This window comes from Thainema salinarum CENA647, from assembly GCF_057732415.1.
The window spans coordinates 3,803,907-3,826,285 of record NZ_JBYJZJ010000022.1 but is presented as its reverse complement, the minus strand read 5'-3'; the positions used below and the strand labels follow the sequence as shown (position 1 = coordinate 3,826,285).

17 protein-coding genes are annotated in these 22,379 nt (G+C 50.8%); 10 read left to right on the top strand and 7 right to left on the bottom strand.

Annotation, left to right across the window (positions count from 1 at the left end; all coding sequences use genetic code 11):
- Positions 1-127 precede the first annotated feature (127 nt).
- The 5 genes from AC286M_RS23610 (at position 128) to AC286M_RS23590 (ending at position 7,717) form a co-directional block, all read left to right on the top strand.
- Complete coding sequence (locus AC286M_RS23610; RefSeq protein ID WP_488206718.1) at positions 128-2,077, top strand: transglycosylase domain-containing protein; 1,950 nt, start codon at positions 128-130, stop codon at positions 2,075-2,077.
- 420 nt (positions 2,078-2,497) lie between these two features.
- Entirely contained in the window at positions 2,498-5,923 is a 3,426-nt protein-coding gene (locus AC286M_RS23605) for an EAL domain-containing protein (RefSeq protein WP_488206717.1), read from the top strand.
- Positions 5,924-5,959: 36 nt separating this feature from the next.
- The gene (locus AC286M_RS23600) at positions 5,960-6,316 is read left to right on the top strand and encodes a Spx/MgsR family RNA polymerase-binding regulatory protein (RefSeq protein ID WP_488206716.1); all 357 of its coding nucleotides are present in this window, start codon (positions 5,960-5,962) and stop codon (positions 6,314-6,316) included.
- Positions 6,317-6,404: 88 nt separating this feature from the next.
- Positions 6,405-6,818, top strand: coding sequence for a hypothetical protein (locus AC286M_RS23595; protein WP_488206715.1), 414 nt, complete (start codon positions 6,405-6,407; stop codon positions 6,816-6,818).
- Entirely contained in the window at positions 6,818-7,717 is a 900-nt protein-coding gene (locus AC286M_RS23590) for a DUF72 domain-containing protein (protein ID WP_488206714.1), read from the top strand. Before AC286M_RS23595 ends, AC286M_RS23590 begins: the two co-directional genes overlap by 1 nt.
- A gap of 136 nt (positions 7,718-7,853) precedes the next feature.
- On the opposite strand, the gene AC286M_RS23585 is transcribed toward AC286M_RS23590, so the two are convergent.
- Both AC286M_RS23585 and AC286M_RS23580 read right to left on the bottom strand, forming a co-directional pair.
- Positions 7,854-8,051, bottom strand: coding sequence for a hypothetical protein (locus tag AC286M_RS23585; RefSeq protein ID WP_488206713.1), 198 nt, complete (start codon positions 8,049-8,051; stop codon positions 7,854-7,856).
- Between the two features lie 195 nt (positions 8,052-8,246).
- A complete protein-coding gene (locus AC286M_RS23580) occupies positions 8,247-8,666 on the bottom strand; it encodes a tetratricopeptide repeat protein (RefSeq protein ID WP_488206712.1) in 420 nt (139 codons plus the stop codon).
- A gap of 151 nt (positions 8,667-8,817) precedes the next feature.
- Here AC286M_RS23580 and biuH point away from each other — a divergent pair, with 151 nt between their 5' ends.
- The 5 genes from biuH to AC286M_RS23555 all read left to right on the top strand — a co-directional run bounded on the left by biuH (position 8,818) and on the right by AC286M_RS23555 (position 13,982).
- Positions 8,818-9,498, top strand: a complete 681-nt coding sequence (gene biuH, locus AC286M_RS23575; protein ID WP_488206711.1) for a biuret amidohydrolase — start codon at positions 8,818-8,820, stop codon at positions 9,496-9,498.
- 8 nt (positions 9,499-9,506) lie between these two features.
- On the top strand, positions 9,507-11,051 hold the full coding sequence (locus tag AC286M_RS23570; protein ID WP_488206710.1) for an ABC transporter ATP-binding protein: 1,545 nt from the start codon (positions 9,507-9,509) through the stop codon (positions 11,049-11,051).
- Between the two features lie 355 nt (positions 11,052-11,406).
- Positions 11,407-11,880 carry a hypothetical protein gene (locus tag AC286M_RS23565; RefSeq protein ID WP_488206709.1) on the top strand — a complete coding sequence of 158 codons (474 nt, stop codon included), beginning with the start codon at positions 11,407-11,409 and terminating at the stop codon, positions 11,878-11,880.
- Positions 11,858-12,328, top strand: coding sequence for a DUF7689 domain-containing protein (locus AC286M_RS23560; RefSeq protein ID WP_488206708.1), 471 nt, complete (start codon positions 11,858-11,860; stop codon positions 12,326-12,328). The genes AC286M_RS23565 and AC286M_RS23560 overlap by 23 nt, the downstream gene beginning before the upstream one ends.
- Positions 12,329-12,455: 127 nt before the next feature.
- A complete protein-coding gene (locus AC286M_RS23555; protein WP_488206707.1) occupies positions 12,456-13,982 on the top strand; it encodes a YifB family Mg chelatase-like AAA ATPase in 1,527 nt (508 codons plus the stop codon).
- A 95-nt stretch (positions 13,983-14,077) separates the two neighbouring features.
- Here the strand turns inward: AC286M_RS23555 and AC286M_RS23550 are convergent, their stop codons facing one another.
- The 5 genes from AC286M_RS23550 to AC286M_RS23530 all read right to left on the bottom strand — a co-directional run bounded on the left by AC286M_RS23550 (position 14,078) and on the right by AC286M_RS23530 (position 22,016).
- Positions 14,078-14,830, bottom strand: coding sequence for a hypothetical protein (locus tag AC286M_RS23550; protein WP_488206334.1), 753 nt, complete (start codon positions 14,828-14,830; stop codon positions 14,078-14,080).
- Positions 14,775-15,314, bottom strand: coding sequence for a transposase family protein (locus AC286M_RS23545; RefSeq protein ID WP_488202997.1), 540 nt, complete (start codon positions 15,312-15,314; stop codon positions 14,775-14,777). The genes AC286M_RS23550 and AC286M_RS23545 overlap by 56 nt, the downstream gene beginning before the upstream one ends.
- Before the next feature lie 169 nt (positions 15,315-15,483).
- Positions 15,484-15,939, bottom strand: a complete 456-nt coding sequence (locus AC286M_RS23540; RefSeq protein ID WP_488206706.1) for a DUF29 domain-containing protein — start codon at positions 15,937-15,939, stop codon at positions 15,484-15,486.
- Positions 15,940-15,979: 40 nt separating this feature from the next.
- Positions 15,980-20,170, bottom strand: coding sequence for a replicative DNA helicase (gene dnaB, locus AC286M_RS23535; RefSeq protein WP_488206705.1), 4,191 nt, complete (start codon positions 20,168-20,170; stop codon positions 15,980-15,982).
- A gap of 202 nt (positions 20,171-20,372) precedes the next feature.
- Positions 20,373-22,016 (bottom strand): alpha-glucosidase, encoded by a 1,644-nt coding sequence (locus tag AC286M_RS23530; protein ID WP_488206704.1) that lies wholly within the window; start codon positions 22,014-22,016, stop codon positions 20,373-20,375.
- Positions 22,017-22,379: the final 363 nt, after the last annotated feature.

Below are 22,379 nucleotides of genomic sequence, written 5' to 3'. Positions count from 1 at the left end.
TACAGTGTCCCTGTTGGGTTCGTTTGCTGTCGTATTAATAATCAACAATTGTTGAGCAATCGATAAGCGTTGATCATGGTCATCCGTTAGGATTAACCCACATTGTTCAGGCGAGAGGAGTCCTGCTGTGTCGTCCAATACCCTCCGACAAGATCAATCTCATCCCCCAAAACCAGGTTCTGGATCTGGATCTGCGATCGCACCGCAACCATCCTTTCCCCGTGTCCTTAGCTTTGTACAAGACGTTGGACAAGTGACGGCTGGAACTTTGTTGGGCGTCACAATGTTGGTAAGTTCCCTGGCTGCAGGTGGATTAGTTGGCCTAGCCGTCAGCTTCCGCAATCTGCCCGATGTACGGGTGCTGCGCAACTACGTTCCCACCGAAACATCCTATATTTACGACGTTAACGGCACCTTACTCACCAGCATCCACGATGAAGCCAACCGAGAAGTCGTCGAACTGGATGAAATTTCACCCTATCTAAAGCGGGCTGTCCTGGCGATTGAAGACAGCTACTTCTACTCCCACAAGGGCATTAACCCCAGCAGTGTGGCTCGTGCATTCGTAGCCAACTTAGAAGAAGGCTCCACCGTTGAAGGTGCATCCACGCTGACGATGCAGTTGGTGAAAAACCTCTTTCTCAGCCCTGAGCGCTCTATAAGTCGGAAAGTTGCTGAAGCGGTTTTGTCGCTGCGACTGGAACAGATTTTTGAGAAGAACCAGATCCTGGAAATGTACCTCAACCAGGTTTATTGGGGACACAACAACTACGGAGCAGAAACGGCAGCTCAAAGCTATTTCAATAAATCCGCATCTGAGCTGAGCTTGGCTGAATCGGCCATGATGGCGGGACTGATTCAGGCTCCGGAAGAGTTTAGTCCATTTTTGGATTACCAAATCGCTAAGCAGCGGCAAGCCATCGTGCTCAGCCGGATGGCAGAGCTGAACTGGATTACACCTGAGCAGGCAGAGGCCGCCAAGGTTGAGCCGCTGTATATCGGTGAAATTCAATCGTTCCGCAGCAGCACTGCACCCTACATTACAGATGCAGTCGTTCAGGAAATTTCCGATCAGTTTAGCCGTGATGCCCTGCTCAAGGGTGGTATGCGAATTCAGACAACGATTGATTTAGGCTTACAGCGAATTGCTGAAGAGACTGTGCGCCGAGGTCATGCCTCACTCTACGGCAGTGCTGATCAAATTTCCCTGGTAGCAGTCGATCCCCGGACTCACTATGTGAAAGCAATGGTGGGTGGGCTAGACTACAACGAAAGCCAGTTCAACCGAGCGATTCAAGCGCGTCGTCAGCCGGGTTCGGCCTTCAAGCCATTCGTTTACTACGCAGCCTTTGCCTCCGGTCGCTATACACCAGAATCCACCATTAATGATTCACCCGTCAGCTATCCCGATGGCTATGAAATGTACTCGCCACGGAACTATGACGGTTCATTTTCGGGACCAATCAGCATTCGGACGGCGCTGAAGCTGTCTCGTAACGTTCCAGCGATTAAGCTGGGTCAAGAAGTCGGCGTTAGCCGGATCATTGAAATTTGTCGAACACTAGGCATCAAGAGTCCAATGGATCCAGTGATCTCCCTGCCGCTGGGTGCCGTTGACCTGACGCCGATGGAAATGGCTGGAGCCTATGCTACCTTCGCCAGCAATGGCTGGCATTCGACGCCTACATTTATCGTGCAGGTGACCGACAGTCAAGGCGATATATTGCTAGATAACACGCCGAAACCTCAGTTAGTTCTCGATCCCTGGTCAACTGCAGCATTGACCAGCGTTCTACAGGATGTGGTCAGCAGCGGTACAGGTACTCGTGCTCAAATTGGTCGTCCGGCTGCGGGTAAAACGGGAACCACTGACTCACAACGGGATGTTTGGTTTGTTGGTTATGTCCCTCAGCTGGCAACCGCTGTTTGGGTCGGTAATGACGATTACAGTCCACTCGGTTCAGGTGCGACCGGTGGAACATATGTGGCTCCCATTTGGCAGGACTTTATGGGTCGAGCACTTGCGGGACAACCTGTGCAGTACTTTAAGCCGCCTTCTGAGTTTGCTCGTCCGTAGATGGGGCAGTGCTGGGATAGGTATTGGGTGCTGGGTGTTAGGGATTGAGTAAGGTGTAGATAAGGGTGTAGAGGTGGTTCTACATCCTTAATTTGTGTTGAAATAAAAAAAGTGGTGGTTTGCTTCTCGCGCAGCGGTTGACTAGTCTAGATAGAGATTTCGAGATTTTTGGTGTTCCTCAATAGCTTGATTGATGACTCTTCTGTGCAATCAGCGGGCAATGTAATATCAAGTCCTTGTATCAGAACCTGATTTAATTTTGTGAAAGTTCGGCTAGGCCAAAGCTTTCACAAAATTAAACCATTGGTTTTTAACCGGACTTCGTGTAACGGTCAGTTATACCGCCGATTGTCAGCCGTTAGGTTGGGTAGGTTAAGTGTAGACGTTATTCTGCGATTTTCTGAGCAGTAGCCTATTCACATGGCAAATCGAGCAAGTCGTTGGCTAGCGAATGTTTCCCTGCGGCATATTCTCATCTTTCCCTTTGTTGTTCACATATCGCCGACTGCGGGACTGCCGGGATGGTTATCGATTCGTACTGGACAGACGGCGGTTTGTGATATTGAACTTGGGTATTCCAATGTTTCAAGAGATTTCTGTAGCTTTAGCCCGCATTGGGTGCGATCTCATCACGGAATTGAAGTAGTTCGCATTACCTTATTCGCCAATGTTCAAGGCAACTATCCCGGTACTCAATGGGAAACAGATGACAGTTTGCCAGCCGGAGGAGTTGATGCCAATACGCGCAGTATCATCTGGTTTGGTTTAGGAGCGTTGGTATTAGCGGCGGGTTCCAGTATGCTCACGGTTCGCTGGATGGCTCAACCGCTACTGCAACTCAGTCAGGCGGCAAAGGAGGTGGCTCAAGGAGATTTTCAGCGAGGCAAAAAGCGAGTCACCGGCATGACGGCTCGGAACGGCGCAGTGGGCGAGCTGGCCCGATCATTTAGTCAAATGGCTGACCAACTGCAGGCTTCGTTTGGCCAATTGCAAACCTTGAATGCTGAGCTAGTTAACAACGAAGAGCGACTGCGGCTGGCCTTTAGATCTGCCCGCATGGGCAGTTGGGATTGTGTTGTTCATGACTTTGTGGTCTGGGACGATCGCATGTATGAACTGTATGGCATTCGGTCCGAAGATTTCAGCGGAACCTACGACGCCTGGAAAGCTGGCGTCCACCCCGATGATTTTCCGGCCTGCCAATTGGCCCTGCAACAAGCGTTAACTGGGGAGAAAGACTACGAAATTGAATTTCGAATTGTCTGGCCAAATGGAGATGTCCGCCATATCGAAGCGTATGCATTAGTTCAGCGAGATGAGGAAGGACACCCGCTACGCATGATTGGAGCCAATGTAGACATTAGCGATCGCAAAGCGCTAGAGCAAGATTTACTGGAACAGCAGCGGTTGCTGGATACGTTTGTCAGCAGCTCCCCCGTTGGGATCTGCGTCATGGATGATCAGTTGCGTTTTACCTTGATTAATGATGCATTAGCCGAAATCAATGGCGTTCCAGTGGCTGACCACATTGGTAAAACGCCGTGGGATATTGTGCCGGATCTAGCCCCCAAACAAAGAGAAGTATTCCAGCAGGTTTTGAGTAAAGGAGAAGCAATTCCTGGATTTGAAGTCGTTGGTGAAACGCCTAAATTGCCAGGCGTCACGCGCACCTGGCTGGCCTCCTATTTTCCCTTGAAGTCGGAGTCTGAGCAGACGATCGGCATCGGTATTATTGTGGTGGAAACGACTGAACGCAGCCGAGCTGAGCAAGCCTTACGAGATAGCGAAGAAAAGTTTCGCCAACTGGCCGAAAATATTCAAGAAGTCTTTTGGCTAACCGATGCCGAGATTAACCAGCTTCTTTATGTCAGCCAAGCCTACGAACAAATCTGGGGACGCAGTTGCGAGAGTTTGACGCGTGATCCGAGCGGGTTTCTTGATACGATTCATCCTGATGATCGTCAGCGAGTGGATCAGGCTCTTGGCCAGCCCGGTGTTCCGTTTGAAATCGAATACCGAGTGGTTCACCCGGATGGCAGCATTCGCTGGATTCGCGATCGCGGTTTTCCTGTATTTGATGCAGATGGGAAGGTGACGCGACGAGCCGGACTGGCACGGGATATTACAGAACGCAAGCAGACCGAAGATCAGCTTCAGGATTTGACCGATCGCCTGGGGCTAGCGGCAAAATCTGCCAACATGGGCATCTGGGAATTGGATTTGGTCAGCGATCGCTTGATCTGGGATGACCGCATGTACGAAATTTACGGCATCCGTCCTGATGAATTTGGCAGTGTTTACGACGCGTGGCAAGCCAGAGTTTATGCGGATGATTTACTGGCAGTTCAAGCGATGGAGCAAAAGGCGCTGGCGGGTGAACAGGACTATGAAATTGAGTTTCGGATCATCTGGCCCGACGGCAATGTCCGTCACATAGCCTCCTATGCGCTGGTGCAGAGAGATGCCAACGGCCATCCTTGGCGGATGGTAGGGGCCAATTTGGATATTACAGAACGCAAGCAGGTTGAAGCCCAACTGATTCACAATGCGCTGCATGACGCGCTGACCGATTTGCCTAACCGCAGCTTGTTGATCAATCGACTAGAACTGGCGATTCACCGCACCCAGCGATTGCCTGACTATCAATTTGCCGTCCTATTCCTCGATTTGGATCAATTCAAAGTCATCAACGATAGCTTGGGGCATCTAGCTGGCGATCAGTTACTGATCACGGTGGCGAGTAAACTACAGCACATCCTGCGTACTACCGATTTGGCAGCCCGTCTCGGTGGCGACGAATTTGTCATTCTGTTAGAAGAAATTGAAGGAATTCAAACCGCTGTGCAGGTCGCGGAGCGCATCTTTGCAGAGTTTGAGACAGCACACCTGATTGATGGGCGCAATATTTTTACCACGACTAGCATCGGCATTGTTTTAGGCTCAGCCGCCTATAGCGATGCCTCGGATCTGCTTCGAGATGCCGATATTGCCCTCTATCGAGCCAAGGCTCAGGGACGAGCCAAGTATGAAATTTTTGATGCAGATATGCACACTCAAGCGCTGAAGCGGATGAATCTGGAGCATGATCTGCGCCGAGCGATTGAACAGCAAGAACTCATTATTCACTATCAGCCGATTGTAACGCTCAGTTCTCAAACCCTGATTGGATTCGAAGCACTGATTCGCTGGCAGCACCCCACGCAGGGATTGGTGTCACCGGCTGATTTTATTCCCATTGCTGAAGAAACGGGGCTGATTGTCGCCATCGATCAGTGGCTACTCCAGGCCGCTTGCCAACAGCTTGCCGGATGGCGATCGCAGTTTCCGGATCGGTCTGATCTCAAGATCAGCATTAACTTATCGTTTCAGGATTTACGTCAACCTGATTTACTGCAAACTATTGTGCAGAGTCTGGAACGCAGCGGGCTGGAGGCTCAATATCTGACACTAGAGATTACTGAAAGCATGCTGATTAAAGATATTGAGAGCACAATCGGCCTGCTGGAACAACTGAGAGAACTGGGTATCCAAATCAGTATCGATGATTTTGGTACAGGTTACTCATCGCTCAGCTATCTCTATAACTTGCCGACCGATTATTTGAAAATCGATCAGTCTTTTGTCCGCACCATGCAACAGGGAGACAAGAATTATAAAATTGTCGAGGCCATTATTGGACTGAGCAACCAGCTAGAAATAGATGCGATCGCAGAAGGAATCGAAACCTCCCAACAGCTTGATTGGCTACAGGAACTCGACTGTGAACTGGGTCAGGGCTACCTGTTTGCCAAACCATTGACGGCTGAAGCGGTCTTTACTCTGCTATCATACGGAACCCAGCGATAACAAACCTGGGTCGTCTCAAAAGGCAATAGAATAGTCATGACATTAGAGGTTTATGGGATTCCCAACTGCGGCACCTGCAAAAAGGCGCTCAAATGGTTAGATGACAATCAAGTTGAGTATGAATTCATTAACACCAAAGAGCAGCCACCCAGCCGTGAGCAAATTGCAGATTGGGTAACGGCATTCGGATCGAAGCCCATGCGAAATACATCCGGTGGTTCTTACCGAGCACTGGGTGAGGAAAAGAAAACCTGGAGCGATGCTCAGTGGGTGGATGCATTTGCCCAAGATGCCATGCTGCTGAAGCGTCCGCTGTTTGTCAAAGACGGTAGCGCTGTGCTGGTGGGATTTCGTGCCAAAGAAGACGAGATTCGCAGCCAACTGGGCGTTTAATGATGCGGTTGCAAACCGCTATATATGAAAGGATGTGACAAGATAGGAGACAGTAATTTGATGATGTTCATTAACTGTTGAGTAACTGATGTCTGCCGCTGATTCTTCTCTTGATCGTCCGTTTCATCGTTTACGTGAACTGCGAAATGGTTTGCTGCGTTTGCACAAAGCCTTACTAGAGTCCGAGCGTGTTGCTTATGAACAGGAGCACGGCCAAATTAGAAATAGAGGCGAATTTTTCCAACTCGTTGTCGGAGACGAGTGGTTTAGCTGGCTGCGACCATTTTCGCAGTTTATTGTCCAAATTGACGAGCTACTCAGCAATAAAGGCGATCCAGCGACCCTTGATCAGGCCAATGAGCTGATTAACGAAGCGCGATCGCTCCTGCATGCAGACGAAAATGGTACGGCGAATGAACAGCGCTACTACCATGCCATCCAGCGCGATCCTGATATTGCGTTCATGCATGCGGAACTCTACAGCATTGCCAGCCAGAAATAATGGGCCGTCATTCGTCTCGATCATTCATTCAGCCCACATCCCAATTCTTGCTTGGCTGTGCCCTATGGGGCTACAAAGAGTGGGTTGGGGATCTGTTTCCGCCGGGTAGCCAAAGCCGAGATTTTTTGTCTCTCTACAGTCGGCGATTAACGGCGGTTGAAGGAAATACCATTTTTTACGCGCTGCCCGATCAGGCAACGCAGGAGCGCTGGGTGAAGCAAACTCCAGCGGGTTTTCACATTTGTCCCAAATTGCCGAAGAGCATTACCCATGCGGGCCTGTTGGAGCCAATGATTCCGGCCATTACTACGTTTTTGGAGCATATGGCACCCCTGCGCGATCGCACTGGGCCATTTTTTGCTCAGCTTCCGCCTAGCTACAATCCGGCGCTGCTGGCTGATCTGGCGGCGTTTCTGAAAGCATGGCCCCATGACCAGGCAGAACTGGCGCTGGAAGTGCGGCATTCGGACTGGTTTAAACCTCCGTATCGGGAGCAGTTAAACCGGATGTTAGCTGATTTGGGGATGGGTCGCGTGCTGCTGGATACTCGGCCCGTTTATGAGTGTGACGACAATCCACAGCAGTTTTCGCAACGGCGCAAACCTGCCGTGCCGCTGCAGCCTGTCGTGACGGCTCCCTTCAGCCTGGTGCGGTATATCAGTCATCCGGAGTTTGATCGCAATCGCAATTATCTGGCCGCTTGGGTGAATTGGATTGCCGCTCAGCTTCAGCAGGGAACTCGCATCTATTTCTTTGCTCACTGTCCGGTGGAGGTGCAATCACCTGCGATCGCACGTTATCTCCAGGCAGAACTCGAACGCCATGCCGTACCCGTGCCGCCCCTGCCGTGGAATCAAGTCGAAGCTGAAACGCCTACACAGCTAAGCCTGTGGTCTTAGTGGACAAAGCGCCAATGGCCACCGTATTACGGTGACCATTGGCGCTTTTAAACAAAAAATATGGCTATCTGCTGAACGAGATAGCCACACTGTGGAAATAAATAAAGTCTAGGTAAGCTGTCGTCGCAAACGAACCTTAGACAATCTCCGAATCGGGTGGGAGCTGCAAATTATCTGGATCCACATAGTGGCAAGTCGCGTCATCCACACAAATTAGCGCCCATCCGGATTCGTCGATGCTAACTAATTTGTATGAGCCTTCTTGAATAAAGAAGCCTTTGTGATTTCTGGTGTCGGGTTTGATTTCGACGCCGTCGATATTTTTAATGACCATAATGACCTAACCCCATAAGATTAACAAGTTTAAGACGAGTTAAAAGGAAACCTCATCTCTTTGTTCACCAAATCTTATCATTAGATTTTCGGATATCTCATGAAGTTATTTAAGTAAATTTTGCGTATCGTAAAGTTCAGGCCAGATTTATTACCGGAAACGACTGACCTGACACGCTTTGTGGGATTGCAAGGGCTAGCCAACTAACCAGCTTTGAACACGCTGTAGGCTCGGCCAATCGGGTTTACGTCTTAATCCATCTTCAAAATTGTTGGCAATTTCCTCCTGCAGCTCTGGCACCATGCTCAGAATTTGACCTGCTGTATCCACATGCTGGCGCACACCCTTCTGCCCTGCTTCCAGCATCGCCATCGCCAGATTGATTCGCGCTTGGGGATCTTGAGGGTTGAGCTTGACGGCTCGCTGAGCTGCTTTATAGGCCGCGTTTGGCTTATCCGTTAGCAAATACAGCCAGGATAAACAGGTCCATGCCGGACTGTTTTTAGGGGCGCGATCGCACACCTCTTTGAACACGGGAATCAATTCCTGGGCATCTTCGCCCGCCTGATACCGCTCTAAACCGGAATTAAACAGTTCCTCCGCCGTTGGTGCCATTATGCACTGTCTACGAGACAACCCGAAAACTATAGCACTTCTGACTAAAAATGAGGCAGTAAATCTAAAAATAGTTTGTGGATAACTCTTTTGATTTGGGGAGAAATGCTATGGGTCGCTATACAATCAAACGCAATTCCAAAAGTAACGCATGGAACGCTACGTTAACGCTGATCCGTATCCTTATCCCTATAACGGTAATTTGCGCCCTGAGAATACGGCCCTAATTATTATTGATATGCAGACCGATTTTTGTGGTCTGGGTGGCTATGTCGATCAAATGGGCTATGACCTGTCTCTCACCCGTGCGCCGATTGGCCCGATTAAAACGGTGCTCAGCCTGATGCGGCAGCAGGGCTATTTTATTATTCATACCCGCGAAGGTCATCGTCCGGACTTGGCCGATTTGCCTGCGAATAAGCGCTGGCGCAGCCAAAAAATTGGAGCGGGCATTGGCGATCCGGGCCCCTGCGGTCGCATTTTGGTGCGGGGCGAACCGGGCTGGGAGATTATCCCCGAATTGGCTCCGCTAGAGGGAGAAGTTGTAATTGATAAACCGGGTAAAGGGTCGTTTTATGCGACCGATCTGGATTTAGTCCTGCATCGTCGGGGCATTCAAAACCTAATTCTGACGGGCATTACAACCGATGTTTGCGTCCACACCACCATGCGTGATGCCAACGACCGGGGCTACGAATGTTTGCTGTTATCAGACTGCACGGGCGCAACTGATTATGGTAATCATTTAGCGGCGCTAAAAATGGTTAAGATGCAGGGTGGCGTTTTTGGTGCTGTGGCAGAGTCCACCGATCTGATTGAGGCGATCATCTAGGGAAAGATATGGATACCGTAACCCTTCAACAGGCTATTCAAATTGACGCTCCACCGGAATTAGAAATTGTCAATATGACCAAGCGGTTTGGCAGTTTGGTCGCGCTCGATCAGGTGTCGATGACGTTAAAGCCCGGTACGTTTCATGCTCTGCTAGGCGAAAACGGAGCCGGCAAAAGTACGCTGGTGAAATGCGTCATGGGCTTTTACAGTCCGACATCTGGCGAGATCAAAGTCAATCAGCAGGCCAAAACGATCCGCAGTCCCAAAGATGCCCATGAGCACGGCATCGGCATGGTGTATCAGCACTTTACCTCTGTCCCGGCTATGACCGTGGCGGAAAATTTAGTCCTCTCGCGCTACGACACCAGCACGATTATTAACTGGAAGCAGGAGTACGAAGCGCTGGAAGCGTTCATGGCGTCGTCACCGTTTCAGGTTGATCTGAAAACGCCCGTCGGCCAACTTGCTGCCGGCCAAAAGCAAAAGCTGGAAATTCTCAAGCAGCTTTACCTGAAAAGTCGAATTCTAATTTTGGATGAACCTACTTCGGTACTGACTCCCGGTGAAGCCGATGAGGTGCTGGGGCTAATCCGAGAAGAAGTCACCGCTGGCAAGCTGAGCGTGTTGCTGATTACTCACAAGTTTCGGGAAGTGATGGCCTTCACGGATGAGGTGACGGTGCTGCGACGCGGTACGCTAGCGGGTCAGGGCATTGTCAAGAATCTCAGTATTGAAGATATGGCGCAGATGATGCTAGGCGAGGAGCGTGAAACTAAGAGCGTTCCCAAAGCAGATCAAGCTGAGCAAAAGCCTGTGCTGGAGATTCGCCATCTTTGCGCCAATAAAGAAAATGGTTTACCTGCGATCGCAGATATTAATCTAACGGTACATGCTGGTGAAATCGTTGGCATTGCCGGAGTATCCGGTAATGGTCAAAAGGAATTAGTGGAGGTTTTGTCGGGGCAGCGATCTCAAACCAAGGGCGAAGTTCTGGTCAACGGTGCAACCTATGGTGCGACCCGTGCAGAAATGTTCCGCCATCGAGTGTTTGCCCTGCCGGAGGAACCGCTGCGCAATGCCTGTGTGCCGCATATGAGCGTGGCTGAGAACATGGCGCTGCGAACGTTTGACCGTCCGCCCCAGTCCAAGGCGAGCTGGCTAATTTGGCGGGTGATTCGGGAAATGGCGGCGGGGCTAATTCAAACTTTTTCGGTAAAAACGCCATCGCCGGATACGCCCGTTGGCAACCTGTCCGGTGGCAACGTGCAGCGGACGGTACTGGCGCGGGAGTTGTCGTCGGAGGACATCCAGTTGCTAATCGCGGCCAATCCCTGTTTTGGCCTGGATTTCTCGGCGGTTGATTTTATTCATCACTCGATTGTGGAAGCCCGCAATCGCGGCGTGGCCGTGCTGCTGGTCAGTGAGGATTTGGATGAACTGCTAACTCTGGCGGATCGCCTGGTGGTAATTAGCGAAGGCGAGTTTGTCTACGAAAGCACAATTCACGATGCCGATCTAAATGAGATTGGTCAAAAAATGGCGGGACATTAGATATGTGTTCTTGACTGTTGGCCGACCAACCGGGAGAAACGTGGGCACTTCATCGTAGGTGAAGTACTCATAGGCTCATCCGCTTTGGTTTGGGGCGTGATGGCTTATGCGATCGCGTCCAATCTCAACTGATACTGATCATTGGTGGGCACACAGACCGCTTTACATCCGGAAATTGCGATCGCTATTTCATGATTGAAGTAGTAGGGCGTTTGCAGCATGGCAATGCTTTCGGGCGGTGGCGGATAAGATTTGCCGGATAGACCAGAATGATAGTGAGGGGGGCGATTCCGTCGGTTAGGATAGACCTAAATCCTCAAATTGAGACATCGCGTTTCCCCCTTAGTCGAAGATTATGACTGAACTACTCCAGCACGCCTTTGCAGAAATTTCAAAGCTCTCAGATGAACAGCAAAATGAAATTGCAACACGACTGCTTGCTGAGTTAGAAGACGAACAAGCTGATTGTTTAGAGGCAACTACAGATGTGCATATCACTTCTATTGCAATACCTGTAGAGTCAGAAACTCCTTTGCAAAAATTCCTGCGCTTATCAAATGTATGGAAAGAGGAAACTCAGCATATCTCAGTTGCAAGTGACATGATTCTTCATCCTGCGTATCAACAAATCATTGCAATGGGAACAAAGGCAATTCCTTTCATGCTGGAGGATATGAAGCAAAACCTAACTCATTGGTTTTGGGCATTACATGTCATAACTGGAGTCAATCCAGTTAAATCTGAAGACGAAGGACGTATTTGTAAAATGACTGAAGCCTGGTTGAAATGGGGTAAGGATCAAGGATATGTCCACGAGCAATTATCCTGATGATTCTGAAGCAATCAAAGCTCAATTGATTGAAGGCTGGCCTAATTTATCAAAGACCAAATTTGAGGTAACAAGTTGCTACTCAGAAGAATATAACTGCTTTGCATATGCAGCAGGTGAAAATGACAGATGGTGGTCACCGTTGCCCTATCCTGGTTATTATTGGCCCCCTGGAGTTCCGAGAGAAAACACATGGGATTCATTTATTGCTGCCTATGAAACACTTGGTTTTGAATTATGTGAAGATGGACAATTGGAAGCAGGATACGAAAAATTGGCCATTTACGGTTCAGAATTTGGACGCCCAAAACATGTAGCTATTCAGTTGAGTGATGGCACTTGGAGCAGCAAGCTGGGGAAACTTCAAGACATCAATCACGAACTTTTAGGACTTGAGGGTAAAGAGTATAGTCAAGTTCAACGTTTTATGAAACGCTCCAGAGCTTAATGATTTTGTTTGTCGTATTAAGTTGCTAAAAGGCTTTTAATTCTCTACATCGATAGGGCACTCTACTAAAAGAGCAAATTGCCGAGCGGTCAATGCTCCCGCAATATTACAGGGTGTCTAGAAATCTATGCTGGCTAGGACGTGGAGTGCATCGCTGATTGGGATTGAGGCCGTTAAAGTTGGCGTAGAAGTGGACGTATCCGGTGGACTCCCTGGCATCGTCGTCGTTGGCTTACCCGATACCGCCGTTCAAGAAGCCCGCGAACGAGTCAAAGCCGCACTCAAGAATTCCGGTTACGTCTTCCCGATGCGGAAGATTGTAATTAACCTTACCCCTGCCGACTTGCGTAAAGAAGGCCCCAGCTTTGATTTGCCGATTAGCATCGCTGTTCTTGCCGCATCTGAACAGGTCAGTCCCCTCCTACTCGGTGATTACCTGTTTCTGGGTGAACTTTCCCTCGACGGCAGCTTGCGACCTGTGGCAGGCGTACTTGCGATCGCAGCTACCGCGAAACAACTCGGCATCAAAGGCTTAGTGGTACCCAAAGATAATGCCCTGGAAGCCGCTGTGGTCAAAGGCTTAGACGTATACGGCTGCAAACACCTTTCAGACGTGGCCGATTTACTAAATAATCCCCATCAGCATCAGCCGATTCAACTGGATGGCGAAAAAGAGCTGGTGCGATCGCAGCTTAACGTTCTGGATTTAAAAGATGTCAAAGGCCAAGCTCAAGCGAGACGAGCGCTCGAAATTGCCGCAGCAGGCGGGCATAATTTAATTTTCGTGGGACCGCCAGGAAGCGGCAAAACCATGCTGGCGCGACGTTTACCGGGGATCTTGCCGCCGCTCAACTTTGCCGAAGCGCTGGAAGTCACCCAGGTACATTCCGTAGCGGGTCTACTGCGCGATCGCGGCAGCTTGGTCAGTCAGCGTCCCTTCCGCAGTCCGCACCATTCGGCTTCTGGCCCTTCCCTCGTTGGTGGCGGCAGCTTTCCTAAACCGGGTGAGATTTCTCTGGCCCATCGTGGGGTGCTGTTTCTGGATGAGCTGACCGAGTTTAAGCGAGACGTATTGGAATTCCTGCGCCAGCCACTAGAAGACGGCATGGTGACAATTTCCCGCACTCGCCAAACTGTCCAGTTTCCGGCCCAGTTCACCCTGATTGCCAGCACCAACCCCTGTCCCTGCGGTTACTTTGGCGATACGGTGCAGGCTTGTACCTGTACGCCACGGGGCCGGGAGCAGTACTGGGCCAAGCTATCCGGGCCACTGATGGATCGGATTGACTTGCAGGTGATGGTCAATCGCCTTAAACCAGAGGAAATGACGCAGCAACCCCAAGGCGAACCTTCGCAGCCTGTGCGCGATCGCGTTCAGGCTGCCCGCGATCGCACCCGTCAGCGATTTCAGGATGAACCGATCCAGTGCAACGCCGAAATGCAGAGCCGTCACATCCGCAAGTGGTGTGCCCTTGATGATACGTCTCGCACACTACTGGAAAATGCGATTCGCAAACTTGGTCTCTCTGCCCGTGCCACCGATCGCATTCTGAAGGTTTCCCGCACAATTGCTGATTTGGAGGGGGTCGCCGAATTACAGGCTCACCATGTCGCGGAAGCAATTCAATACCGCACGATTGACCGTATGCAGTAATTCTTCGACTCGCAGATTTATAAGGTGCATCCCGTTGGTAGGGACACGGCATTGTGTCACCCGACGTAAGGGTATGCCCCTAGTGCGACGTAAGGTTATGCCCCCGATGTCGATTTGCGGCGGCAGGACTTGCGATAGGTCATCTGCAAGGTTCGAAGCGCATGAGCATCTAAGCCAGAGCAGACAAGTCGAGCAATCACCTGTCCAGAGTGATTTTCAATCACCCATGTCAGAGCGCTCGGATCGAGATGCACGGTGACCATCTGTCCAGCATAGGGACGACCGACCGAATAATTGCGGTTGTACACCGAAATCTGCCCCGTCTGACTCACCTTGCGAGACCAGCGATGGCCCGCTAGATGAGCCAATGCCTGCGCGACATGCCACTGCTCGGCTTCCGTGTCAGGCGCATAGGCTCTGCCGCCGTGAGCTAAGGCGGGGTAGTATTGGTCGCGAGGGCGCTGATGAGGACAACTGGGGTAGAGCGTGCGCTGGACTGTTGCCGCTTGGTCTAATCGAGCTTGCAGCGTCTGCAAGTTGGCACAGGTGGCGGGTTCAATCCAGCTTTTGACCACGCCATGAGCCCGTTCAACTTGGCCATTCTGCTGGGGACAGTAGGGTCGATTGTGGATCACCTCAATGCCGAGTCCGCTCAACCAGAGTGTCAGTGGCGAGGGCAGGGCGTGGCAGTTGCCCCATGGCGATCCGTTATCGACCCGCAGCGCTTGAGGTCGTCCCCAGCGGGTAAATACCCGGCGCAGGGCTGATTGCACGTCCGAGGCTGGGACGGCTTCAAAGACGTAGTGGGGGAAAAACTTCGCTTTGTAAGAGCGCTCCACTGTGTTCATCAATGAGTGAAATCCAACTCGCTGGCGTGCCGTCAGCCAACTGCTGATGAGACGTGGCATCCAGTTGCCAAACCTGATGCACCTGCTGGGCTCGCTCTCGGGTCACAGGCGGATGCTGCTCCCGCAGTGGGTTGAGGTGCTGCTGGCGAAACCAACGCTGCAACGTTCGCTCATGCGGCACCCATAACGCCTGATACCGCTGTCTGAGCACCACCCGAATCAAGCCTGCACCCCAGCCTCGATGATGGCGTTTCAACCACAGCGCACTGCGATAGATCAAACGCTCACAGCCAAATCCCCGCCGCAGACGCCCCTCTCCCCTCAACGCGAGTCCGGCTTCGCCCCTGTCGCGGTACCGTCGCCAGATCTGGCGCACACCCCAGTAGGACAGCGAGAGGGATCCGGCAATGGCGGCTAAGGTCTCGCCCTGCTGATGCCGTTCAATGATCTCATGCCGGATGGGCACAGCAATTGCTTTAGCCATGGCTCTCTCCTTCCTCAATATCGGAGAAACTCTTACCTCTGTATTAGCGCTGAATTCGGACAACAGGGGTATAGTTTTGTGGCGCATCAGGGGCATACCCTTACAGCGCGTGACACATTGCCGTGTCCCTACAGATGAAACGATTGACAGGCTATTTAATCCATAATCCTTACTGTGGTAGAAAGCTGGAGTCTAAAACGTCTATAACCGAATATGGACAGGATTCTGGAAACATATCTGGGGATAATTCCGTTTCCGCACTGGCCTGTTCCACTGCATCGGCATAGCATTCGGCAAATACCTCTGTTAGGTAAGGCTTAAGGCTGGGGGAATCGCGCAGGAGTTTGCGAATCCGTCTGCGATGTTCAACAATGCTGCCATTCCAACTACCGCTGCGGTGTTGAGGCTGATACTGCCACTTCAGCAAATGCGTCAAGACGATCACGAGATTGCTCTCCAAAGCTTGGCGATCCCGTCGCGCCATGTTCTTAAATTCCTCAATCACATTCTCCCAGTCAACGCTGGCGTAGTCTCGACGCTGCAACTGCTCAACCGTTGCCTCAATCCACTGGAGATAGTCGGCGTGGTATGGGCTTGACTGATCAACTTCGGTGCCTTTTACCATTGCTAAGCCTCACTCATTCTTGGCTTGATTGCCACTGTGATTAACTCCGGCTAGCAGCCAGATTACGGAACAGCGTAAACTGCGGCTCAAACAGCAAGCGCACGGTGCCGACTGGGCCATTCCGGTGCTTGGTAATGATTACCTCGGCAATACCGCGATCGGGGGTATCTGGATCGTAATACTCTTCCCGATACAGCATCATGATCAGGTCTGCATCCTGCTCAATCGCACCTGAGTTGTGAGATACAAGACCGTCGGCTAGCCAAGATGAGGTTTCTGGAACCGTCAGGTCATAAACCATCTCTTCACCAGCAGGTTCAATGGAGACAATTTCATCCCAGAACAGATCAGTTGTAGCTAAGTCTGCCAAAACATTGCTGTTGAGCAGTTCAGCATAATTCGCCATAACAGTACGAGAAGGCGCAAATTTGAAATGAGCGCTACCGCCATAGGCTGTTCCTCGCATTGCAGCCATTTGACGATGAGAAATCTGTTGCTGTGCCATTTCAGCTTTGACTAGCTTAAACACCTCTTGAGGAAGCGTGTCTCGATTCGGATTTGCTTGAACTAGGCTTAATCGCTCTAACAAAGCTTGAGCAGGCTTAACTCGTGGGCCAAATGCTCCAACCTGATCTAAGAATCGCTTTTGTTGCTCACTACCTTGTACGCTTACGGAATAGCACTGGCTTGGCTGCCATCGGACTGTTGATTGAATCCCTAACCGTAGTAGTAAAGCCGCCACATCATGCGCCAATTTATGGCTGATTGTCGAGAAGAAGACGGCATGATCACCTCGTCCTTGCGATCGCACAGAAATGCAGCCATCCGTTGCCCACAAATGTCTAAGCAATAGGCCAATTTGTTGATTAGAGAGACAAAACACAGCTTCAGGAATGCGCTTTTCCGCTGATCGCTGGCCAAAGATCCCTAACTCTCTCAGCCATTGATTAACGCCAGTTGGATGCCACCGATTGCCGTTACCTGAAATTAGTAACTGATGCCAGTTACCTTTTCCTGGATAGCGTTTGACTGTACAACCAAATTCCTGAATAGCAGCTTGCGTAACTAGCTCACTGTTTTCCTCAGAAGCCGTGGTATAGCGCATTGGACGACCTTTTAGGTAGCTGCCATCGCCGATAAGCTGACCTAGTAAAGCCACTCTTAAGTCAGGCCACTGCTCCGGATAGCTTGGTTCTGGCAATTGCCTTGCAACCGCAATCCGATGACCAAGCTTCAGATCTTGTAGTCTCTGCCAACCATCTAGGGTATAGAGCCGATGTTTTGCGGTTGCTCGGAGAACTTTACCGCTGCGAGTCTTTAGCTCATAGATTGGTTTACGACCAACAGCCCAGACTAAATCAGACTCGGCTTTGACCAATTTACCCTTCGCGTCCATGCTGATCACTTCAGGGGTTGTGCCAACCAGCTCTTGAATAGGGACTCGACGACCATCAGCCAGCACCACAAGCGTGTCACCCGTGACGCATTCTCGCAGGTCGCTCATCATTGGGCGTTTATTGGTACGTGATTCAACACCTCGGCTGAGCTGAGATAGGGCAATTACAGGCACATTTAATTCTCGTGCCATCCCTTTTAGCGATCGCGTTATTTTCGACAGTTCCTGTACCCGGTTATCACCGGAGCCTTCCATGAGCTGTAGATAGTCAATCAAGATTAAACCCAATGCGCCACCCGACTCTGCCTGAAGGCGACGCGCTTTTGAGCGCATTTCGGTCACAGAAATATTGGGTGTATCGTCAATAAAAATCGGTAACTGCGACAGGCCACTAATACCGTGTCCGAGAGGTTCCCACTCGTTTTGGCTAATCCGTCCGGCGCGTAGGCGACCGCTCTCGATTTGCACCTCGCTTGACAGCATCCGGTAAACGAGCTGTTCTTTAGACATCTCTAAGCTATAGACCGCCACGGGTAACTTATGAAATGCGGCAATATTACGAGCAATGTTGAGTACAAAGCTGGTGTTGTGAACACAGATGTCGTTGGCGACGAAGTTGTGGGTTTCTGGAATGGTCAAGTCATAAACCTGTTTTTCGCCCTGGGGTTCAATGGCGACGATTTCATCCCAGTACACATCACTGGTAGCGATATCCTGTAGTTCCCGATGTTCCAAGACGGTCGCCAGCGCAAATAAGCGATCGCGACTGAGTGCCCGCTTACCAACATGAATATTGCTGGTGCCTTGAAGTCCTGCACGAGTTGCTAGTGATTTCCACGACTCGGTTCCTTTTGCCGTTTGCAGCACGTCCCAAATTTCAACTGGAATCAGATCTCGATTGGTCTGATAGCGACGATTCATCAGAGCTGCCTCGACAGTTGCGATCGCAGTTTCTTTGCCGAAAATGCCAATCTCACTAATAAACGTCTTGATGGAATTTGCATCGGTGATATCCAGTTGCCACGCGGGTCGCTGACCATCGAGATACTTAACCTGACGAGCTTTCAACCGAGCAATAATGCCAAACCGCAGGAGTAGGTGTTGAACTTGGCGGGCCAGCTTTTCGCTAACTGAGGCAAATCCTAACTGTGCCTGTCCGCTTGCCAATAGGGTTGCCCAACCATCAGTGGCAAACAGGCGGTTTAAGAACAGAGCTAACTGAGATCGCACCAGCTTGAACACGCCATCTGGCACTGTTTTGTGATGAGCAGACTTACCCCATAAACCTTGCTCTTGCAGCCACACTGCGAGGGAATTGGGACTCATCCAACGAATCGCTGCAAAACCATTGGGGGCCAGATGAGTTGGAGAGACATCTAGTAACGTACAGAGTTGATTAAATGTCTCTAAACTTGGAGCACAGCCACCTTGCAACCAATGCGTCACGAGGGATGGACTAACACTCAACTGTTCCGCTAGCCATCGCCCAGTTTTGCCCGCTAGCTGTACCTGCTGCTTTAATGCTTGTCCAAATGCGAGTCGCTGCTGCTGAACTTGCTCATTGTCTGCTGTAACATAGAGCGTCGGTGTACGCTGACCTTGAGACGTTTCAAGCCGAACTTTGACACCCGGAAACTGTAAAGCAGCGTTGGTGAACTCCTCTTGTAGCTGAGAATTTTGATTCGTGAACTGGGGTGACGTACCTGTCAAACAGCCATCGCCAATTAGATAAGCCAGCAGCTTAACCTGATGCTCCGGCCAAACGTCCTGACCGAACACGGGTAAAGAGCGAGGCACCGCAATTTTTTGGCCAACCTGCACATTTGCCAGCGGTTGCCAGCCTTGGATCGTCAAATAAGGATGGCTGAGCGTGGTCTCAATTGTGCGACCGGAACGAGTTCGAACTTTAAAAACGGGTTTAACCCCATCATCGACATAGGCACTCGGCTGAGTCAGTTGAAACCGCCAGTGATCATCCAGCGTCAGCAAATCGGCCTGTTGGGCCGCATAAATTTCGGCAATGGTTTTGATGCTACCGTCAGCGAGCAAAATCTCGGCGTCATAGCTGAGGCACTTACCCATTGACGGTCTGCCAGCCGCGATAATCAGGTCAGAACGCTGAAAACCCTGAGTCATGGCGTCTAAATCATAAAAACCGCAGGAGATCCCTGGCATCACCATGCCTGTTGCCCGTCCTTCGATATCGGCGAAGGTGTCGGTCAAAATATCAGACGTGGAGGTCAAACCCTGAGTGGGCCGATCCTGAGTAATGCTGAAAACCTTTTGTTCGGCTAGATCTAAGATTTGCTCTAGGGGTACGTCGCCCTCATAGCCCATCTGCGCCACTTCGCCGCCGATTTGGATCATCTTGCGGCGAATCGCCTTGTCCATCACTAAGGCGGCGTACTGGTCGATATTGACCGCGCTGACCGTGCGATCAACCAGCTGCGCGAGGCGGCTTTGACCACCGACCTTTTCTAGTTGATTTTGATCTTTTAGCCAAGCGGTGAGGCTCATTAAATCTGTAGGCCGTCCTTGAGCATGCAGCGCAATCATCGCTTTGTAGATTTGTTGATGAGCACTGATGTAAAAGGCGTCTGGGCGCAGGATTTCCATGACCCGCGTAATCGCCTCCGGATCGAGCAGAATTCCTCCTAAAATGGCCTCCTCAGCATCAATATTTTGTGGTGGTAAACGGTCGAGATAGGTTTGAAACTTTGGCTCTTGAACCATTGGTGACGAGGAGGTTTGCTCAGATTGATGGGCACGGCGGTGCTGTGATGGCTGCCGTCGAAGCTTTATATTACCGTCTTGATTTGGAACTTGAGCAGTCATACGAGAAACTTATAATAATAGTTTTTATGTACTACTATTATAGTTCGCTGCGATCGCAAGCGGCAAAAGCTCAGGGTCGGCAAAAAGTGCGATCGCATATTTCCTGTTCAGGATGATGCTTGCCCACAGCATGGGGCACTGCTTAGTTTTTAGTCGCTCAGCGCTTCCCCAGGAACGCGACTTTGCAGCCATTTACAGCCATTTATAAGTTTTCACCCTCTTGCGGCTGAAATTCTTGGCAAACCGCAAAGCCATACTGTTTGAAATAAATGCGATCGCGTTTAACTTCTGCTGCTTCGGCAATCAAGCATTCTCCTAGTGGTGCATCGAGAGACACGGTTTGTTCTACAGCGCTCAGATTGAAAATGCAGGTCAACGTTTCAGTTTCGTTCCAGCGCTCAAACCAGAGAATCGCATCATCTGCTCGAATGAAGCGAAATTCGCCGTGTCGTAGAGCTAAATGCTGGTTGCGGATAGCCAACCAGCGACGGGTCAGCCAGAGACAAGACTGAGAATTTGCTTCAGATTGGTCTACTGCTAACGGACGGTGGCGTACATCTAGAGGTAACCAGGGTTCTACTGTGGAAAAGCCACCGTGGGGATGGTCTGCTTGCCAGGGCAAGGGGGTGCGGGCACCATCGCGACGAGGATGGTGTGGCCACATGGCGATGTCTGCCGGATCAACAAGGCGCTCGAAGGGGACTTCGCCGTGGGGCAATCCTAGTTCTTCTCCTTGGTAAATGAACCCGTTGCCGGGTAAGGTTGTGACCAATACAATCAGCAGCTTAGCGGCAGCAGGATCGCCATCTTCTCCAGCTAGGCGGCTGACCGCACGAATTGAATCATGATTGGAAAAGGCCCAGCCCGGCCAAGCAGTTGGTTCATGCTCAAAGACGGTTTCCACTGCTTGGCGAATCAGTGATGGTGTCAGCTTGGGGCCAAAGAAAACAAAGCTATAGGCAGTATGAAATCTGCGATCGCGCGCCGTATAGTTGGCCATTACCTCCAGTTCGTCGGCGCTCAAAATCTCTGCTAAGCCCATCGTGCCAGGGTACTGGTCAAATAGCTCCCGGCGAATACGCTCAACGAAATCTAGATTTTTCGGCTGCGTGATATCGTGCTGATGAATTTGCCGAAAGTAGGGTTTCTCCAGTCGAATCGGCTTGGGATTCACTGGATTATCCGGCAAGGCCGGATCGTGCATGAAGTAATTGGCCACATCAAAGCGAAAGCCATCAACGCCCAACTCCAGCCAAAAGCGACCCACATCCAGCAGGGCCGCCTGCACGTCGGGATGATGAACATTAAGGTCGGGCTGGGCCGCTAAAAAGTTGTGTAGATAATACTGCTGTCGATGGCTATCCCAAGCCCAGGCGACGCCACCAAAACGAGATAGCCAATTGTTGGGCGGCATGCCGTCGGGTTTAGGATCGGCCCAGACGTACCAATCAGCCTTTTCATTGGTGTGATTCTGATGACTAGTTTGAAACCAGGGGTGCTGGTCAGAGGTGTGTGACCAAACCTGATCGATAATGACCTTCAGCCCCAGCTCGTGGGCGTGGTTCAGCAGGTGGTGGAAATCATCCAGGGTGCCAAACCGAGGATCGACGCCGCAGTAATCAGCGACATCATAGCCAAAGTCCTTCATGGGTGACGGATAGAACGGGCAAATCCAGATGCCGTCAACGCCGAGCGAGGCAACGTACTCTAGCTTGGCGATGATGCCAGGTAAATCGCCTACACCGTCTCCGTCGCTATCCATAAAGGAGCGGGAATAAATTTCGTAGAGTACTGCTCCGCGCCACCAAGGCAGCGCAGCGGGAGATGAGGCCGAGGAATCAGTCATCGCAACCTATTGTGACTTCAGTAATAGTTTGGGGAACGGTTTGAGAATTCACTGCGTGGAATGAGCTGGCAGATTCTCGTGCTCCCGACGCTATCCTGAGATTTGAGGCTGAAGCAGCAACATGATGGCTCTAACTATCACAAATGACAGCGTTACCCACAGCAGCGTTAAGTTGAGTCGCATGGTTTTTCCTAGTTAACGTTATTTATTTCAGTTCATTCGATATTCCCTCGATTCGCGCCTCCAACTCCTCTTTCTGTGGTCAAGGCTGCGGATCGTCCTTAATACAGATTTGGTCTATGGATCTGTGAGGCAGATGAAATTTGTGAGATGGATGTAGTGCTGGGTCAAATCAGCTTTGAT

What these genes read in the sequence shown, in the direction of transcription:
- AC286M_RS23605 (WP_488206717.1), top strand. Translation starts at nt 2,498, where the DNA reads ATGGCAAATCGAGCAAGTCGTTGGCTAGCGAATGTTTCCCTGCGGCAT.
- AC286M_RS23600 (WP_488206716.1), top strand. Translation starts at nt 5,960, where the DNA reads ATGACATTAGAGGTTTATGGGATTCCCAACTGCGGCACCTGCAAAAAG.
- AC286M_RS23595 (WP_488206715.1), top strand. Translation starts at nt 6,405, where the DNA reads ATGTCTGCCGCTGATTCTTCTCTTGATCGTCCGTTTCATCGTTTACGT.
- AC286M_RS23590 (WP_488206714.1), top strand. Translation starts at nt 6,818, where the DNA reads ATGGGCCGTCATTCGTCTCGATCATTCATTCAGCCCACATCCCAATTC.
- AC286M_RS23585 (WP_488206713.1), bottom strand. Translation starts at nt 8,051, where the DNA reads ATGGTCATTAAAAATATCGACGGCGTCGAAATCAAACCCGACACCAGA.
- AC286M_RS23580 (WP_488206712.1), bottom strand. Translation starts at nt 8,666, where the DNA reads ATGGCACCAACGGCGGAGGAACTGTTTAATTCCGGTTTAGAGCGGTAT.
- biuH (WP_488206711.1), top strand. Translation starts at nt 8,818, where the DNA reads ATGGAACGCTACGTTAACGCTGATCCGTATCCTTATCCCTATAACGGT.
- AC286M_RS23570 (WP_488206710.1), top strand. Translation starts at nt 9,507, where the DNA reads ATGGATACCGTAACCCTTCAACAGGCTATTCAAATTGACGCTCCACCG.
- AC286M_RS23565 (WP_488206709.1), top strand. Translation starts at nt 11,407, where the DNA reads ATGACTGAACTACTCCAGCACGCCTTTGCAGAAATTTCAAAGCTCTCA.
- AC286M_RS23560 (WP_488206708.1), top strand. Translation starts at nt 11,858, where the DNA reads ATGTCCACGAGCAATTATCCTGATGATTCTGAAGCAATCAAAGCTCAA.
- AC286M_RS23555 (WP_488206707.1), top strand. Translation starts at nt 12,456, where the DNA reads ATGCTGGCTAGGACGTGGAGTGCATCGCTGATTGGGATTGAGGCCGTT.
- AC286M_RS23550 (WP_488206334.1), bottom strand. Translation starts at nt 14,830, where the DNA reads ATGAACACAGTGGAGCGCTCTTACAAAGCGAAGTTTTTCCCCCACTAC.
- AC286M_RS23545 (WP_488202997.1), bottom strand. Translation starts at nt 15,314, where the DNA reads ATGGCTAAAGCAATTGCTGTGCCCATCCGGCATGAGATCATTGAACGG.
- AC286M_RS23540 (WP_488206706.1), bottom strand. Translation starts at nt 15,939, where the DNA reads ATGGTAAAAGGCACCGAAGTTGATCAGTCAAGCCCATACCACGCCGAC.
- dnaB (WP_488206705.1), bottom strand. Translation starts at nt 20,170, where the DNA reads ATGACTGCTCAAGTTCCAAATCAAGACGGTAATATAAAGCTTCGACGG.
- AC286M_RS23530 (WP_488206704.1), bottom strand. Translation starts at nt 22,016, where the DNA reads ATGACTGATTCCTCGGCCTCATCTCCCGCTGCGCTGCCTTGGTGGCGC.